Here is a 16,015-nt window from a genome sequence, read left to right on the forward strand (position 1 = left end):
ATCCCAGCTTTCTCCGCCTCAACTCGACGTACTAAACATGCTCACCTTTGATGAAGCTTGGGAGACTCTGCCTGACGGTGTTCGTCCGGCCATCCTGCTCGGCAACGGGTTCTCTCGAGCTTGGGACAACGACATCTTCGATTACTCGAGCCTCTTCCAGGCGGCCAACTTCGAGGGACGCGACGCTGAAATCAGGGCGCTGTTCGATCGGCTCGGTACTTGGGATTTTGAGGCCGTAATGCGATCGCTGGTCTCAAGTCAAATAGTCGGAGAGGTTTATGGCTTTGACCCGTCTTTGATAACGGCCATCAAGGGTGACCAAGAGATTCTCAAGCGGGCCCTCCTGGCTGCGGTATCGAAGAGCCATCCTGATCTGCCGGACAAGGTGAACGCGACACAGTTTCGCGCTGTGAAGACTTTCTTGAGCAGCTTTGGTCAGATCTTCACTGTCAACTACGACTTGCTGATGTATTGGGCAAGGAACCAAACCGTTGACCCGATCTGGCAGACCGACGATGGTTTCCGTCAAGGGCGACTCTGGAAAGGGTTTGGAACCCAGCAGGAAGTCCATTTTCTTCATGGAGGGCTCCACATCTACGAGCATCCCGAAGGAGTGAAGAAACACGCCTACACCGGCGAAATAGGAGGTGGAATCGTTGGGCAAGTAAGGTCGAATCTCGAGGAAACTCCTCCTCGCTTTCCTTTGTTCGTGGCAGAGCCCAATCACGAGAGAAAGAAGCAAAGGATTGATCGCAGCCCTTATCTGTCGTTCTGTTTGCGGGCACTCGGGAATGTCGACGAGCCGATCTTCATTTTGGGGCATTCCATGGATGAGAACGACTTTCACATCTTTGACGCAATCAAGAGATCTCAATCGCAGCAGATATTCGTAAGCGTCCACGGCGACGAGAACAGCCTATCGAACAGCAGACTTAAGGCCAATGCGATGGCTTACCTCAGCTCTACGCTTACGAAAGTGGATTTCTTCGACGCAAGCACAGCCAAGCCCTGGGGATGACCAGCCTTCCCCTTGCGGGCGCATATCGCAGAGCAAATCATGATCGGAGCGGCTTACGCGAATCTCCGACCAGCGATTGATGTCTGGCCGGGTCTGTCGGCGCTACGACGGATCGGTCTTGCGCCCTGTCCATCAGGCGTGCCACCGGTGACGTGAGCAATGCCTCGGCGAGGATGTAGCCCAGCACCGTGTTGACGCTTAACGGTGCAGCGGGTAAGGCTGCGAGGGACGAATCGAGTCCGCTTGGTGGGCGAATGGTCTGCCCGAACACCAAGACTAGGGATCGGGCCGCCGACCGGGGCCGTCGTAACGAGTACCGCAAGGCAGCGCAGCAGTCGTTGCACAGTTGCACAGCTAGGTTTCTGACGATCGCTCAGCGTTGTCTTGCTAACCTACCAAATGCCGTCGCTGCGCGCGCGAATACTTGCCGCCGCCTGTCGGCATCGACGGGGCCTCAAGCTCTGGACGAACGGTAAAAGTCAGGCTCGTGCACTGCCGATTCGAGCTTTAGGGAAATAGAAGCTGAAGCTCAGCGCTGAATTTCTTGGCTAGTAGTTGGTACCCGGCTGGTGACGGGTGAATCTCGTTCTCCCAATGCCCTTGCTTGCCCGTCGATCCTTCTGGGGCCGGTGCCAGGGTGCCCTGCGTCTTAACGACATGCATTCCTGAAACCTTCGTGGATATGTCACAGATCAGATCGGACAGGCGCCCGAGCAGCTCGTTCGCAAGGGGGCACCAATCCGACGTTGGGACGCCGTAGACAGTCAACGCCTTGTAGAGCCAGGGGCCACTCGGACCCGCGGGCGCGTTGCGAGGTGTTGCCAAATCGTAGGTGTGGGTAATGATCGGTGTGGCCTTGTTGAGCTTTGAAGCTTGACGCATCCGATCGAGGTCCTTGTAAAGGTCCGTGGCGTATTTCTCGAACGCCGTCCATCCGCTCTCACTGATGTATCGAGACGGTGAGGTACTGTCACCCCACTCAGCGGCAGTTGCAAGCAATCGCTTTTCCTGGGGCTCTGAGGCCTTTGCGGAGAGTGCGTGAATGACGTCATTTCCCAGGCCAGAAATTAGTATGCCGTCCCACTGGTACTCCATGGCTCCACACAGCAACTGCTGAAACACCGGATCAGACATTCGGTCAAGCATTTTCTCGAGGGTGAATCCGGGGTCCGCGCAATTAACCACCCCGGCGCGCTTGTTCAGACCTGAGGGAAACAGAAGATTTGTGGTCGAAGAGAACGGTAGTGCTCCAATGGAGAACCAGGAGTCCCCCTGAGCCAGGAATTGTTTGTAGAACGGTGCTCCTGGTATCGAGCCTTGGTTGAGGCTGCTGGGCGGAATTAAGGCGAATGGTGTAGTCACAAGGGTCCTTTCTGGATAGAGGTTGAGACATGGCGGGACGAGACCTGCATCTGCCTGTAGGCCTACGGCACAGAATGCGGGACTGCTCGCTTGCTCTTGCTGGGAAACACCGCCTTGAAAAGGCCAAGGGCAATCACCAGAAGGCAGCCAAGCACACCTATCCACTTGACCGTGGAGCTCGCGCCAAGCGCGCCCTGAACGAGCCACTGCCAACCGGAAACTTCGCCCGTCCAGTCCGCGCAGACCATCGTTAGGGCGTTCTCCAGAACATCGCCTGCGAGCATCAGGAGTGGGCTGACGCCAAGCCAATGCCAAACGGGCCTCGCGTTGCTGGCCTCGCGCAGACCGCTTGCAAGTCGATAAGCCCAGCCAACCGGGCGCGCGAGTACATAGGCGAAGGCCGGCAGAAAGATGAAGGTATCGAAGATCATCGCCCAGACGATGCTGCCCTCGAAGGGGCCGTCGCCAAGGTGTGACTTGAGACCAACCCCAGGTGACTGCGCGAGCGAACTCTGCTCATCTGCCAACTTCGCTGGCAGCGACCAATCGATGCTCGCGAGTGAGAACGAGCTGAGTGCGCCAGCCTGCAAGTAGTAGCCGATAGCAAGGACCGCGAAAGCCATGAACGTCGAGAGGAACGCACGGAAGTTCCACCTTCTCCAGACCGACCGGGGGGGCGGTAGGCCGCCAACGGACGGATGCTCCTCGATCGTTGCCTTCTTGGCCTTCCAACGTGCAGTTCTGATCGTCAACCCGCCAAGTGCCCACCAGGCTACGGAGTAGACGGTGTCATGAAGAAGGCGGTCACTTTGGACCGAATCGGGAGGTTCGGTGCGTTGTGGATCGCCAAACAGGTGCAGGGCGTGCCCCTGCGCGACCATCCAGTCCAACGCGCTATCGGACAGTCCGGCTTCGGCATTCTTGTAGCCGCCACCCACATCGCTGTGAACGCCGCGAAACCAAAATTGATAGAGGGTCTGTTCGGTCTCTGCGATGGTCCCGTTGGCCTGATTGTAGATTCGGGGCCGAAACGTCAAGCGAAGTTCGTCCAATGACAGCGCGTGACGTACATGGCGAATGCGCTTGCCAACGATGTCCGACGAATTGGAGATGGTGACACCAAGTAGCGGTATTCCAACGGATTCGACGGTGTCCCACACTCCGACAAAGTGCACCCAGGCGTTGCTTCGGTCTCCGGAGCAAAACGCCTGCCGAATCTGGTCTTGAACCTCCCCTGGAGTTCGCTTGGAGGCGACCTTTTCGCCGATGCTGGGTGCGGGTGCCCAACCCCCCCTCGTGCGAGTCGATGGCTTCTTTCTCTTGGCGAAGTACACTCGAAGGACAGTGGGCAGCATAGACTCGTGCTGCGCGTCGAGGATGCCAAACAGGTTCACGATGCCGGAGACGGAGCGTGCAGTAAAGGCACCTCGGGAGAAGCCGAAGATCCAGATCTGATCGCCTGGCTGCCAGTTGCGCATGAGGAACTGGTAGGCATCGCGGATGTTCTCGTAGATGCCGCGCCCATAGGCGAGTCCATATATGCGTTGTAGCCATCGACCCAGCCAATCCAGCGGGCTCGTGCTGGGGAGGAAATCAGGCGAGCCAACGCCCGGATCGTAATAGAGCAATTGCTGCGGATCGCCGCGGGCGGCTAGCATTTCGTAAAGCTTCAGGACGTTGGTATCGTTGCGCCGTCCGGTGACGGTGTTGTTCGTTCCGTCGAGAAACAAAACCAACTGTCGCGGCTTCTGAACCGCCTCCAGCAAGACACCAGCCGCCTTGGCATCGGTGACGTGCGTCTCTCCTTTGACGTTCTGATCATTCATTGAGCAACCTGTTCTTCCTACCGCTCGCGGTCACGACAAGGCCACCCAAGGCCGTTCTCACGGAATCTGAAGGCCAAGCTGCCGAACTGTCAATCCCCCAATGGAAGGAGCCTTGCGCAGGAGAACGGGCGCGGCGCCGACGCTATGGGCATGCGAATGAATCGCTGGACGTGCTCTGGGATTTGAGATTGGTGTAGCAGTTGCCGGTCACAGCTTCGACTTGGCATGCGGACGAGATCCATCGGGCCAGCCTCGAGATTGAGGTGGATGTGCACGCTTCTAGCTTCCTTGCTTTCGCAGGCGACGGTGTGGCGAGGTCTATGCGTTTGACGAAGCGGGTGCGGTCTTCTCATTGCCGATGATCGGTGTGGTGGTCTCCTGGCATCGGCCGTTAGCGCCTGCTTCAGCGTCCCCTCGAACGCGCAAAGCTTGCTTGGGCGCGGCGCGAGCGAGCTAGGCCTAGAGCGCGGTCGGCGATACTGACGCCGGCCGTCGTAGGGAAGAGGGCCGAGGATGCTTCGGTCACTTTCCGGGAGACTTGTCGCGCGTCGCAACCTTCCAGCGCTCGGTCATTTCCTGAAGTGGACGCACCACGTACAGGTCGAGAATCCCCTTGCCGGACAATTCGGGAATCGCCGCGTACTCTTGCCTCGACAGCAGGGCCGCGGATTCCAGGGCCGCTTCCAGATCGCGCAGGTGCCGACGCTGGATCTCACGAAAGTCTCGGCTCGACTTGCGCACGAAGGCTTCCTTCAGCAGTTCCTCGGCGGCCGCGCGTGCCGTCTTCATCACACGTTTGGCGGAAGGCTTGGAGCGACGGGCATCGAGTCCCTCTGCGTTCTTGAAGGCCTCGTTCATCTCGCTGACCGCGGTCTTGATGTGCAGCAGTCGGGCGATGTCGTCCATGGCTGCAAGGGTCTCACTGTCAAAACGGCTGCGATCCAGCATTCGTCTTCCTAAATTTTTGACTTCGCAAGCGCAGGGGCAGTCGCAGCCTGGCGGCTGAGTCTTGGCCGCTATTGCAAGAACGACATGCGGGCTACACAGCGACTGCAGCCGGAGGCGGTCACAGCGCGGGGGCTTCGCACCTTACCTGCCGAGACCAACCTCCAGGAAGCTCATCGCGCGGAGCACGTCGCCCGCACGTCCCTCTGCTACAAGCCTTTCAGCAGTCTTGAACTCGAGCGCAACGATTGGCTCGGTCCGATACCAGCGCATCGCCCTCGCGATGTCGCCTCCACTGGCATCGCGTGCGGCATTCAGGATCTGGTGGCTGGGCGGAAGGTAGCTCGACATGGTCATGGTCTCTTTCGCCAAGTGTGCCGCGAACGCGCGCCGTTCGGACAACCGATGCCTCATCAATTCGGAGGAGGGCCGCCCTGACAGGCGGCGCGCTTTGATCGAGCAGAAAGTTTTCGGCTCACCGTCGATCGGTGCGCTGGTTTCGATCGTTGAGTGCGCTGCTTGCTCGGCGATAGGTCCAGACCATGGACGCCAACCCTCCAAAGGACCCAATCGAGGCCAGGAGGGCGACGATGAAAAGTGCCATCGGCACACCGTCGTCCGTGGCAAAGATCGTCAGAACGACTGAGCAGAACCAAAGCGCACCCCACCGGAGGATGTACATGTCCATGTACGTCCTGAGCCAGACATCGTTGCGAAGCCTTAGCGCTTCGGCCTCATCCGCCGGCGTCCCTTCCCGAACTACTTCAAGCAGGCTCGCGGGTGACCAAAAGCGCCTCCAGATCGAAGGGGTGGGGCGGAGGTTCGAATCGGGGCTCATCGCATGGGAGCTTACCCTTCGCGAGGGCCCGACGTGGCCGCCAGCAGGGTCTCTGCGTTGACGACGCTCGCGCATCGCGAACTGAGGGCCACTTCCGCTGCTGCGAAGAAGTGCCATGAGGGAGCATGATTCAGGAATGGCTGCCGCGATACGGGATACCCAGAGGTGCGACAGAGGCATACTTGCGACCTTGCCTCCATCTCTCAACTCCGACCGATGAAGAATTCCCGGCAGCTCTCCCAGACCTACCTGAAGTTCGTCAATCTCGTGAGTGCCATTCGCGGGCTCCCGGCCCTTGATGCAGTGGAGGAACGGGTCCTCACCGGACTTGCAGTCGCCTGGTCGAAGGGCGAGCGCGTGCCAGTCCTTCAGGCCATGGAACTGGCGCCGGATTCGTCGCCCACCACTGTGCACCGACGCCTGAAGTCGCTGCGTGAGAAGGGCCTCATCGAGCTACGCGAGGATGAACGCGACAGCCGGATCAAGTACGTTCTCCCGACCTCTGCCGCCGAGGACTACTTTGCCCGACTCGGCAAGTGCCTGAGCACGGCGGCGCGCGGTTGAATTCGAGCGTGATGCCGACTGTCTTGCAGGTCCTGGGCACGGTCGCCGTTTGGGTTGGCCTGTTCAAGTTCAACGACTGGCTCTTCGGGTACATGGGCCTCTCACTCGTCATCAGTTGGGTGTTCGTCCCTGCTGCGGTCCGGCTCCTGAGCGTGATGCTTTTCGGGATGCGTGGGGCACTCGGCCTGTGGATCGGCGCACTGCTGACCAACCATGCGTTCGCGACCCCATGGCAATCCATCGCCGTGGCTTGCCTGTCATCGGGCGGTCCGGTCGCAGCGATGTACATCGGTCGCCGGTGGTTGCAGTTGCCCGCGTCGCTCCAAGGACTCACGCCGGGCAAGCTCTTCCAGCTGTCGGTCCTCGCGGCCGCATGCAATGCCGTGCCACACAACATCTTCTTCTGGATCGTCGACCTGATGCCGGATCCGCTGATGGGGATCGGGCCGATGTTCATCGGCGATCTGTTCGGGATCCTGCTCGTCCTGTACACGCTTCGAGCCCTCATCTCCGTAGGCGATCAAATCGCCGCACGCCGTCAGGCATAGCCCAGCAGCCTTGTTCGCTGCGGACCTGTGACTTCCTCGGTAGTCATCGAGTTCATATGAGCTCGATGAGCATCAGCGGCACCTCCCGTTCAAACTGCAAACGAATGTGAAAAATGCCCCGCGGTCGTCCGTCGACCTGCGCCAGCAGCAATTACACTTTTGGAAACAATTGTCAAATTGGCAAGCAATGCAACGACTGCGTTGATTTGCGAAGGCGACTTCACGTAGTCATCGAGGGAACCCTTCAGCATTCGGACCAAGCTGCCGATGAAGAAGGGTTGTGCTGCCAAGCAGGAGGCTGGATTTGTCGGGATTCTTCCGTGCCGTTGTGACGGGGGCGCTGGCCCTTGCCACGTTCGTTCCATTCGCATGCGTGGCGCAGCCCACCCATGTGACGCTGGCGGGTCTGGCGTTCGCCGGCGATGCTGCTTCGCTCGATCAGCGCTTTCCTTATTCGCGACGCTATGAAAGCGCGCTCGCGAAGTCCGGGCAGAACGCCTACGCCATGGTCAAGGCGGCAGTGGCCCAGGCACCGTCGGAAGGCCTGCAGGTCACGACCGAGCAGATCGACGAACTCAAGGGGCGCGACCAGGCACTTGTCACCTCGCTGGTTGTGAGCTCGGAGACGGTCTCCGTCGAATCCTTCGGCAACCTGCGCAAGCTCTTCGTGCTGATCCGGGGTCAGGCGCTGTTCTTCGACTTCAAGTCGATGACCGTCGTTCGGTCATATCCGCTGAGCTTCGCCTACATCGATGTCTTCGATCGCGATCCGACCGATGAAGAGGTGCTGGCCCGGGTCCGGAACGTCTACGAAGGTGCGGTCGGCAAGCCGGGCATCTTCGCCCGCTATGCCGCAGTGCTCGCCAAGGCGTCGGTGCCCGCCCAGGTGCCGCGCTTCGTCAAGGTGACCAAGGTGAGCCTGACCCCCGAGATGCTTGCTGCGCTCCCTGCGTACCTCAAGGGCACGCCAGGCGTCGCCGAGACTTGGGCTGCCGACATGGTGGGCGAAGCCATCTCGACGCGAGTCGGGGTCCCGATCGTTCCCTACACCCAGGGCTACGCCATCGGCGGCGTGATGCCGCTACGCGTCTCCGACGGCACAGTGTTCTCCCTCACGCTGCCTAAGCCGGACTATGAGATCTCCGTCGACTTCCCAGCCTTCAAGAAGGTCAAGTTCGGCGAGGCCGCCGCGGGCACGAGCTATGTCTACGGCTCCTTCGCGAACGTGAAGATCGAGGAGCCACTCTCCGGGACGGTCTACATGAACGCGCCGGTCAAGAACGGCGAGGTCAAGGTCGTTCCAGTGACCCAGACCTACGTCGACGACTTCCCCGCGTACTACGACTCCCTCAACGGCATGTTCCACAAGCTGTCGGACGCAGTGGCCGGCAAGGGCAACACGTGGGTGAAGTCGGCCTCCGCCGCACCCGACATCGAAGCGCAAATCCTCAAAACCAGACAACTCCTCGACCAATGCAAATGATTCGTTCCATCCTCCTGGTGGCGATTGCCGCCTTCGCCCTGGTGGCAAATGCCCAGGTTCAACAATCCCGCGGCAAGGCCTCGGTGAACTATCAGGGCTGGTCCGTCAGCGCCGACGACAAGGCGCGCGCCACGCAGGCTGCGCAGCTCAAGGCGGTGGAGTTCTACTACGCTGAAGCGGGTGAGTCGGAGTCCGAGAACTTCGACGCAGTGCGCGACAAGATCCTCGCGAACCCCGATCGCTACATCCTCGAATCGACTGTTCTGGCGGAAGAGGACAACAAGGACAAGAAGCAGTACACCGCGACCGTGCGCGTCTCGCTGAACGTCGCGAACCTGCGCAACCTCGTCAAGTCAAACTCGGCAGTCGCCAAGGCCGGGGCAGGGGAGAAGTCTCCGCTCGCCTTTGTCTTCGTGTCGCGGCAGGTTGCCTCGGTGAAGTCCTTCGACGACCGCGTGTTCAAGCGGGTGGATGAATCCGTGAAGGGCAGCGTCAGCGAATCGACCTCGCAGAACGGCGTTGAGGGCGAGTCGCTGAGCGGCGGCCAGATCAAGACCAACGCATCTACGGCCTCCCGGACGGACTTGGCCGCAAACCGCACCCGGACCATCGAAACGGGCGGAAGCACCGTGAAGCGGTCCAGCGAAGCGACCTACCGCCTGATCCCCAGTGCCAATCTCAATCAGGTGTTTAGCTCCACCTTCACGCGCGCCGGCTTCAGCGTCAAGGACGCAGCGTTCATCGAGCCCCTGACCGGCGGCCAGTTCAAGGTGGCCAATGTGGAGGCCGACTACCAGTCGGGCAACGACCTCAAGTCCACGACGCTGCAATCGATCGCTTCGGGCATGCGCGCCGCCCATGTTCCGTACGTCGCACTGGGAACGCTCGATGTCGGCGCGGCCGACAAGGATCCAGCGACGGGCCTCGTGCGCGTGTCGGTGACCGTGAACGCCAAGATCTACGACATGACCCAAACCATCCCGGATACCAAGGCATCCGTGGGTCCGGTCCAGTACGCCGGTGTAGGTCCGTCGGAAGACGAGGCCCGCGGCAACGCCCTCAAGCTGGCCGCCAACAACGCGGCACGCGAACTCACAAGCCAAGTCACTGCACAGCGCGTGCAGTGATTCCCGACAACGCATTCACTTCAAAAAGAACGGACCTAACAACATGAACAAGCTCGCATCCTCCCTCGTCGCTGCAGGTTTCCTCGCGCTCGCGCTGACGGGGACGGCCAGTGCCCAGTTTTCGCTCAAGTCGATTCCCGGCGTCGCCAACGTTGTTGGCGGTGGCAGCTCGGCACCGTCCGCCGATCTCGGCGTGCAGCAGGATGCGCTGGTGCGCAACTACGTCGCTGCGAACAAGGACGTCCTCAACGCGAACGCCAAGATGGCCGAAGCGCTTGGTCTCAAGGATGCGGCCGCCACCTCGAAGGCAACCTCCGATGCGTTGACCGAAGGCGCCACCAAGGACAGCCTGGAGGCCTCCAACAAGGCGGTGTCCGCTTCGACCGATGCGGTGGCTGCGGAGTTGGCCAAGCAGCCAGTGCTGGATGCCAAATCCAAGGCCATCTTTACGGATGGGCTGGCCAACCTGGCCGTTGGGGTGACCAAGTACGTGGGCGTGGGCAAGAACGTCAAGGACATGGGCTCGAGCCTGTCGAGTGCCTCTCCCATGATGCTGCCCAAGCTCCAGTCGGCGGTCTATGTGGTGTCGAACTTCCCTGGCTCGATGGGCAATGTGTCCACGGCATTGAAGAACGCGATCTCGTATGCGCAGAGCCATGACATCCCGGTGCCTACGGACGCGACGCAAGCATTGGCTGCCCTCTGATTCGATCTGGACCAAGGCACTTCAGATGCGATATTTGTTCTGTGCGACGGCGGTCGCGACCGCCATGGTTCTGACCGCCTGTAGCAAGCAGGAGGCGCCCGCCGAGAAGCCAGCGCCACCCGCAGCGACCAACGTGGCGCCTCCGGTACCCGACGTCGGCAAAGTCGCCAACGAGAAGACGACGGCCGAAGGCTTCGGTGCAACGGCTGGCGAGGCAGTCGCGGAGGCAATGAAGATGGCCATCCTGCAGGTCAACGGTGCGGCTATCCAGTCGTCGACCGTCTCGGCCAAGTACGGTCTGGATGTGAGCCTCGGGCAGGACGCGGTGTCCCTGCGTGCCAATGCATTTGCGGACGTCGTCAAGCAGCGCTCGGGTGGGGTGATCCAGAACTTCAGGATGATCGAGTTGCAGGAGCCATCCGTGATTGGTGGCAAGCGCTACAAGGCGACCATCGAGGCGCAGATCGCCAAGTTCACGCCCTCTGCGGACATGCAGAAGCTCAAAGTGGTGGTGGGGCCGATCCGCTTCGACGGCGCGAGCCTGCCGATGGGCAACCGATCCGTGTCGGCCGCGGAGGTTGGGGCGACGCTTCGGCAACGCATCAGCGATGCGCTGGTGCAGACCGGACGCTTCGCCGTGCTCGATCGGGAGTTCAGCCCGGAGATCGAGCGCGAACTCGACATGATTTCATCGGGCCAGGCGCCCAGCGCCGAGCTTGCGAAACTGTCTCAAGCCGCGAGTGCCGATCTCGTGTGGAGCGCACGAGTGAGCAACCTAGCCTACAACCGGCACGCGCGGCAGTTGAAGACGAGCGACCGCGAGCTCGTGAGCTACTCGGGTGGGTGGGCCATCTCGGAGAAGCTGGTCAATGTGGCGACACGCCAGGTCGTCGCGTCTGATTCGTTGCGCGGCATGGTGCCGTCCACTGCAGCGACGACGCTGAGCCAGGGGATTGATTCCGGCAAGGTGCTGGAAGACATGAGCACGGATCTCGTGAACCAGGTGGTCGCATCGGTGCTGCGTCGAACCTTCCCTGTGACCGTGGTCGCGCTGGATGGCACGAACGTCGTTCTGAGCCAGGGTGGGCAGGCGCTGAAGGAAGGCGCACGCTACGCCATGGTGACGATGGGCACCGAGATGAAGGACCCGCAGACAGGGCAGAGCCTCGGGCGCGTCGAATCGCCGTGCTGCGAGCTGGTGGTGGAGCGCGTGACGCCCAATCTGTCATATGGACGTCTTGAGAACGTCCGTTCGAACCTTGAGCAGTTGCCAGCAGGTGGACTGCAGTTGCGCGAACAGCTTGCAGGGGCTGGCGCAGTGGCCAAGGCTGCGGCTGCCGCGGCTGCTGAAGGATCGGTCGCCTCCGCAGGGACGGCCGATGCCGTTGCAACGGTCTCCGCACCCCCGACTACATCTTCGGTAGCGAAACCGTCCGCACAACGCAAGTCCCCGGCACAGCAACAGCAGCCGGGAGGCGCGAGCAAAGATGACGACAAATGGTAGTTGCGGGTTTTCGTTGTGGCGCTTCGCATCCTGATGTCAACGTGACCGGTATCCGTGGCGCGTGAAGTTCGGCGTAGCAAAGCGGTCGCTCACCTATGCGGTGCTTCGTAGGGAGCAGAGTCGAAGCTAGGGGTAGTTCAGACTGGTTGCGGTCCTTCGGACCGTCGCGCGATTAGGACTGCTTTGCCCCGCGTTGCGGGCGAAGTCATGCCAGGTCGACCACAAAGCCCGTTTAGGACGGCGAGCTGCCGGTCGCGCATCCAGTGGTCAAGGACTGCTTCGGCCAAGAGCGCACACGCATGTTGCTTGCTGGCATTTCGTCAGTCCTGACACAGCGTGCGGCCGAAACGTGCCCTGAAGAGGCATTGGCTGTACTAATCTTGACGCCTCAAAGCTGCCCGAAGCTGCACCCTCGGCACTCCAGTAGGTAGCTGCAGGAGCTGCAGGTTCATCGCTAGTCAGATGGACTGATTCACGACGATCGACGCCAGAAATTCCCCATGGACTTCATTCTGGACTCTCGCAGAGCCCGCGTCGGCATCAGCGTGCCAGCAAACTTGCGATGGAGCCGTTGACCGCTTCAAACGCGCCGATGACGCCATCGAAAACAAAGTCAAGCGCTCTTCCATAGCCTTGATTCACCGTTGCGGTGTCGAAGCCCAGTGCCTGTAGGGTCGCCAGCGCTTGACCGAACGACTCATGAGCGTCGGCAATCCGCAGATCGTTCGTCAGGAACAGCGGCGCCATGCGGTCGTTCTTCTCCGCCCAGGTTTCGGGCTCGACGTCGCGGACGAACGCGTCGACAGACTCCTGCTGAGTATCCAACTGCTCCACGATGTTGAGTAGCCCCTGAAGCAGCTTGAGGCTGCCCAGCCCCTTCACCTTCTCGGCCGGGCACCCTGCCTTGCGCAACAACTGGCGCATGAAGCCATCCGGCACGCGTTGCCATACCTCATGCAGGCTCTTGCATCGCGCAAGGAACGCCTGCTGCGTCATGCTCAATGGCGCCACCTGCGCCAGGCGGCACAGTTGTGGATAGGTGGTCCACCAGTTGGCTTCGATCTCCGCGCGGGAGAACCCGACCAGTTCGGCTGCCCCTTTGGGAATTCCAACAGCCTCGCCGAGCTTGGAGAGGCGGTCGCCAAGATCGAGGATCTGGTCCAACAGGCGCTTCGTCTTGGCAACGACGTGCTCCTCGGCGAGGTCTGCCCCGGCAACGCGCCCCCCATCGACGACGCAGTGATGGGCATGGACGATCTCTCGGTCTGGCTTGGGCTTGTACAGCGCCCGAATCGGAACACGGATCAGGTTGCGACCGACGCGTACGCAGTCTGAGAACGCCCACTGGCCTAGGTAGGACGGATTGGTGTCGCCGTAGCGGTTGGGCATGCTTTCGTAGAAGGAGCTCTGTTCATACCGCTCAAGGAACCGGTCATCGAGGTAGATGCTGCCACCGTGGAGTTGCGCGTTCGCACGTGCGTGCGTCATCGGGCCGTCGAGGCCTGGCCACACGAGGCCTTCGGCTGTCTGTTCCAGGCACAGCTCGCAAGATACCGCCGCGACGGTGGCCCAGACCTGCAGGAGGAGGCCGCGTTCGTCCTTGCGGATGTCACCATCGCACCACTTGCCTTCGGCCTTCAGGTCAAAGTATTCCTTGCCCGCCATCAACTCCACAAGTTCAGGGGTTTCCGGCAGTACCGCTGAGTAGTAGAACGAACGGACACCGACTGCGCCCCGCATCCACAGGTACTTGCGAAGGTACTCGTTGGACATCCGCCAGATCACGTTGCGCGATACCTCCCAGTAGTAGTTGGCCGAAACCTCGCCATCTGCCACACCGAACTCTGGGAGACCAAGGTCGTCATAAACCAGGCGCTGCTCGTTGTTTCCGATGCATGAGACGCTGAGTCCGAGGGCCATCCAGACCTTCTCGGCCAAGCTGTAGGTATAGAAGGAGCCGCCACCCCAAGAGGCGACGATGTAGTCATGGCCGGACACAGAAGGCGCGAACCCAGCACAGCTGCCCTTCCCGCGCAGCGTGGGCACCGAGAACGAGACGACGCCATTGCTGCCGGCCTCGAGCACCTCAAGAGTGTCGACAGCCGCCTCTGGCACAGCGGCCATGACAAGGTGCACCACCTCTTCGCTCACGTCTTTGCCCTCCGACAGGGCGCTGACCTCGACACGCTCCTGTGGGTCCAAGCCGATCGGGGAGAGCAAGCGGCGCAACCTCTCCGGCAGGAGTTGTTGAGGCACAGGGAATGTGGCTAGGTAATCGATCGGCATGACCGAGTGTATGCAGGCGTCTGTGGCCGGGTGAGTGGCACAGCGCGCCGGACGTTCAACCCGCGCAGGGCGCCGTGCTGCAGCCCCGCCGCGCTCGGTCAGGCCGATTTCGCGCGCAAAGGTCCAGGCCACGGTCTCGCCGGACCGGGAGGGATCGTCGTGACCAACCTCACCTATTCGGTCGGCGAAACCGCTGGTGCCGCGCTGACGGCAGGGCCCCCACGCAGCTGATCCAGGACCGCCTGGAGCCGCGCCAACAGGTCATCGTAGGTCAAGATGTCGACAACGCCCTTGGAGTCGCGACGTAGCACTTCGAACTCGCGCCGCTGTGCGTCGGACAGTGTGTTGCCGCGCCCCATGATCACGATGCCCGAGGGGTTGACGATTCGGATCCTGAAGCCCGCAGGCAGCTGGGATCCGAGGAGCCGGGTCAGATAGTTCTCGCCAGTCGGCCCCCATCGGTTCAGGTGCCTCAGATAGTGCGTAACCTGACCCATGGCACCGATCAGATCGCGCATCGGCAGGTGGTGGTCGCGGTAGAGAGCCGGCAGCATGATGGGTTTGCCCATCGGCCTCTTGATCTCGATGACGTCGACATTGCCAGACGCATCGACCAGCAGGATGTCGATTCGCCGCCAGGTCGATGCGTCGGCATCCAGGAGCCTGACCTCGGTGAAGGCTTTGATGTACCTGGGATTCAGCAGCAGGATGATCTCCACGATCTCCACGATCTCCAGTTGCCACTGCGCCTCCGAAGTCCCCATCTCATTGGCCAGCATCGCTTGAAGCCGGTGCAGGGCAAGGGCGTACTTGGCGACATCGAATTGGCGAAAGGGCGCCTCGAGGTTGGGCTCGATTGCCGTTGTCCGCCTGTCGACATAGGCGTTCAGCAGCGCTTCGGCGTCGATCGCCGGCTCGGTGTACTGGCGAACCACAGTTCCGACGCGAGCCTGCACATAGCGTCGCAGTTCGTGCGGCGTCGGGAACTGTTTGAGCAACCGTTCGTACTCCGGGATCGGGATGGCTTCCGGATTCGGGCCGCCGATGACGATGCTCTCGAGACCGAGGCTCTCGATGACGCCCAGGATGGAGACCTTGCGTTCGGCACTGAACCACTTCCAATCGGGCTGCGCATCTCGGTGCAGCAGGACCGGCGTCTCGAATCCAAGGACTTCCGGCTTGAAACGGAAGTACTCACCGTCTGCGATGGCGACGGCAAATACCAATCGATCATCGTCGACCCACTGGATCTCGTCATCGCTGGCCACGCTGGCCGCCTCTTCTGCAGCGTCTTCGACGAGGTCCTGCGGCGTGAGGTGGAACGTGCCCTTTAATAGGAGTCCGTCGCCGCGCTCGAACCTCTCCCGAACCCAGCTGGTGCCATCGCGTGGTCGGTAGACGAGACGGAGCTCGTTGTCTGAAATCTCGAGCTCAACAGCAGGTTGGGGCATAGTCCATTCTCGGCCGCGGGTCTCCCTCGTAGCCAGCCGCGTCGATGTCTCCGGGGTCATCGGGAAGGGTGTTTGATCGGCTGCGGATCCCCTGGATGGCCTGTTGTCGGCCTGATCGGTGACTCGCGAGTCGTCGCGAACCTAAGGGCTGACCTCACGCGGATGAAGTTGCGATCAGTTGATTGGTAGGTTAAACACTTGCCTCGGCAACTATGACTCTTGGCCGCTTCAACCCCTACGCCAGCGGCGGCGCCATGTCCGATGCTTCTGGCAACTGCAGACAGTTTGCAGACACTAGCCTCTCCCGAAGCTAGGTTTTCCTGATAACAAGTTGCAGACGAACTTCCGAGAGGGCTG

The 16,015-nt window shown here is 61.0% G+C and carries 13 protein-coding genes; 7 read left to right on the plus strand and 6 right to left on the minus strand.

The window, feature by feature from the left end:
• Window positions 1-37 precede the first annotated feature (37 nt).
• Window positions 38-1,018 (plus strand): DUF4917 family protein, encoded by a 981-nt coding sequence (locus FHW64_RS26850; RefSeq protein WP_184531286.1) that lies wholly within the window; start codon window positions 38-40, stop codon window positions 1,016-1,018.
• Between the two features lie 507 nt (window positions 1,019-1,525).
• Here FHW64_RS26850 and FHW64_RS26855 read toward each other — a convergent pair.
• The 4 genes from FHW64_RS26855 to FHW64_RS26870 all read right to left on the minus strand — a co-directional run bounded on the left by FHW64_RS26855 (window position 1,526) and on the right by FHW64_RS26870 (window position 5,502).
• The gene (locus FHW64_RS26855) at window positions 1,526-2,380 is read right to left on the minus strand and encodes a hypothetical protein (RefSeq protein ID WP_184531287.1); all 855 of its coding nucleotides are present in this window, start codon (window positions 2,378-2,380) and stop codon (window positions 1,526-1,528) included.
• Between the two features lie 62 nt (window positions 2,381-2,442).
• On the minus strand, window positions 2,443-4,206 hold the full coding sequence (locus FHW64_RS26860; protein WP_184531288.1) for a DUF2235 domain-containing protein: 1,764 nt from the start codon (window positions 4,204-4,206) through the stop codon (window positions 2,443-2,445).
• Window positions 4,207-4,728: 522 nt separating this feature from the next.
• Complete coding sequence (locus FHW64_RS26865) at window positions 4,729-5,154, minus strand: hypothetical protein (RefSeq protein WP_184531289.1); 426 nt, start codon at window positions 5,152-5,154, stop codon at window positions 4,729-4,731.
• 141 nt (window positions 5,155-5,295) lie between these two features.
• On the minus strand, window positions 5,296-5,502 hold the full coding sequence (locus FHW64_RS26870) for a hypothetical protein (protein WP_184531290.1): 207 nt from the start codon (window positions 5,500-5,502) through the stop codon (window positions 5,296-5,298).
• Between the two features lie 703 nt (window positions 5,503-6,205).
• Here FHW64_RS26870 and FHW64_RS26875 point away from each other — a divergent pair.
• From FHW64_RS26875 to FHW64_RS26900, 6 genes are all read left to right on the plus strand, one after another.
• Entirely contained in the window at window positions 6,206-6,553 is a 348-nt protein-coding gene (locus tag FHW64_RS26875) for a winged helix-turn-helix domain-containing protein (protein WP_184531291.1), read from the plus strand.
• An 11-nt stretch (window positions 6,554-6,564) separates the two neighbouring features.
• A complete protein-coding gene (locus FHW64_RS26880) occupies window positions 6,565-7,101 on the plus strand; it encodes a hypothetical protein (RefSeq protein ID WP_184531292.1) in 537 nt (178 codons plus the stop codon).
• A 304-nt stretch (window positions 7,102-7,405) separates the two neighbouring features.
• Window positions 7,406-8,584: a hypothetical protein gene (locus FHW64_RS26885; protein WP_260306383.1), complete on the plus strand. Its 1,179-nt coding sequence runs from the start codon at window positions 7,406-7,408 to the stop codon at window positions 8,582-8,584.
• Complete coding sequence (locus FHW64_RS26890; protein ID WP_260306384.1) at window positions 8,581-9,711, plus strand: hypothetical protein; 1,131 nt, start codon at window positions 8,581-8,583, stop codon at window positions 9,709-9,711. The genes FHW64_RS26885 and FHW64_RS26890 overlap by 4 nt, the downstream gene beginning before the upstream one ends.
• A gap of 43 nt (window positions 9,712-9,754) precedes the next feature.
• Window positions 9,755-10,417: a hypothetical protein gene (locus tag FHW64_RS26895; RefSeq protein ID WP_184531294.1), complete on the plus strand. Its 663-nt coding sequence runs from the start codon at window positions 9,755-9,757 to the stop codon at window positions 10,415-10,417.
• Between the two features lie 25 nt (window positions 10,418-10,442).
• The gene (locus FHW64_RS26900; RefSeq protein ID WP_260306385.1) at window positions 10,443-11,921 is read left to right on the plus strand and encodes a CsgG/HfaB family protein; all 1,479 of its coding nucleotides are present in this window, start codon (window positions 10,443-10,445) and stop codon (window positions 11,919-11,921) included.
• Between the two features lie 540 nt (window positions 11,922-12,461).
• Here FHW64_RS26900 and FHW64_RS26905 read toward each other — a convergent pair.
• Both FHW64_RS26905 and FHW64_RS26910 read right to left on the minus strand, forming a co-directional pair.
• Entirely contained in the window at window positions 12,462-14,207 is a 1,746-nt protein-coding gene (locus FHW64_RS26905; protein WP_184531295.1) for a hypothetical protein, read from the minus strand.
• 173 nt (window positions 14,208-14,380) lie between these two features.
• The gene (locus FHW64_RS26910) at window positions 14,381-15,658 is read right to left on the minus strand and encodes a Shedu immune nuclease family protein (RefSeq protein ID WP_184531296.1); all 1,278 of its coding nucleotides are present in this window, start codon (window positions 15,656-15,658) and stop codon (window positions 14,381-14,383) included.
• Between the last annotated feature and the right edge of the window lie 357 nt (window positions 15,659-16,015).

Source organism: Variovorax sp. Sphag1AA (assembly GCF_014192575.1).
Taxonomy (GTDB): domain Bacteria; phylum Pseudomonadota; class Gammaproteobacteria; order Burkholderiales; family Burkholderiaceae_C; genus Variovorax.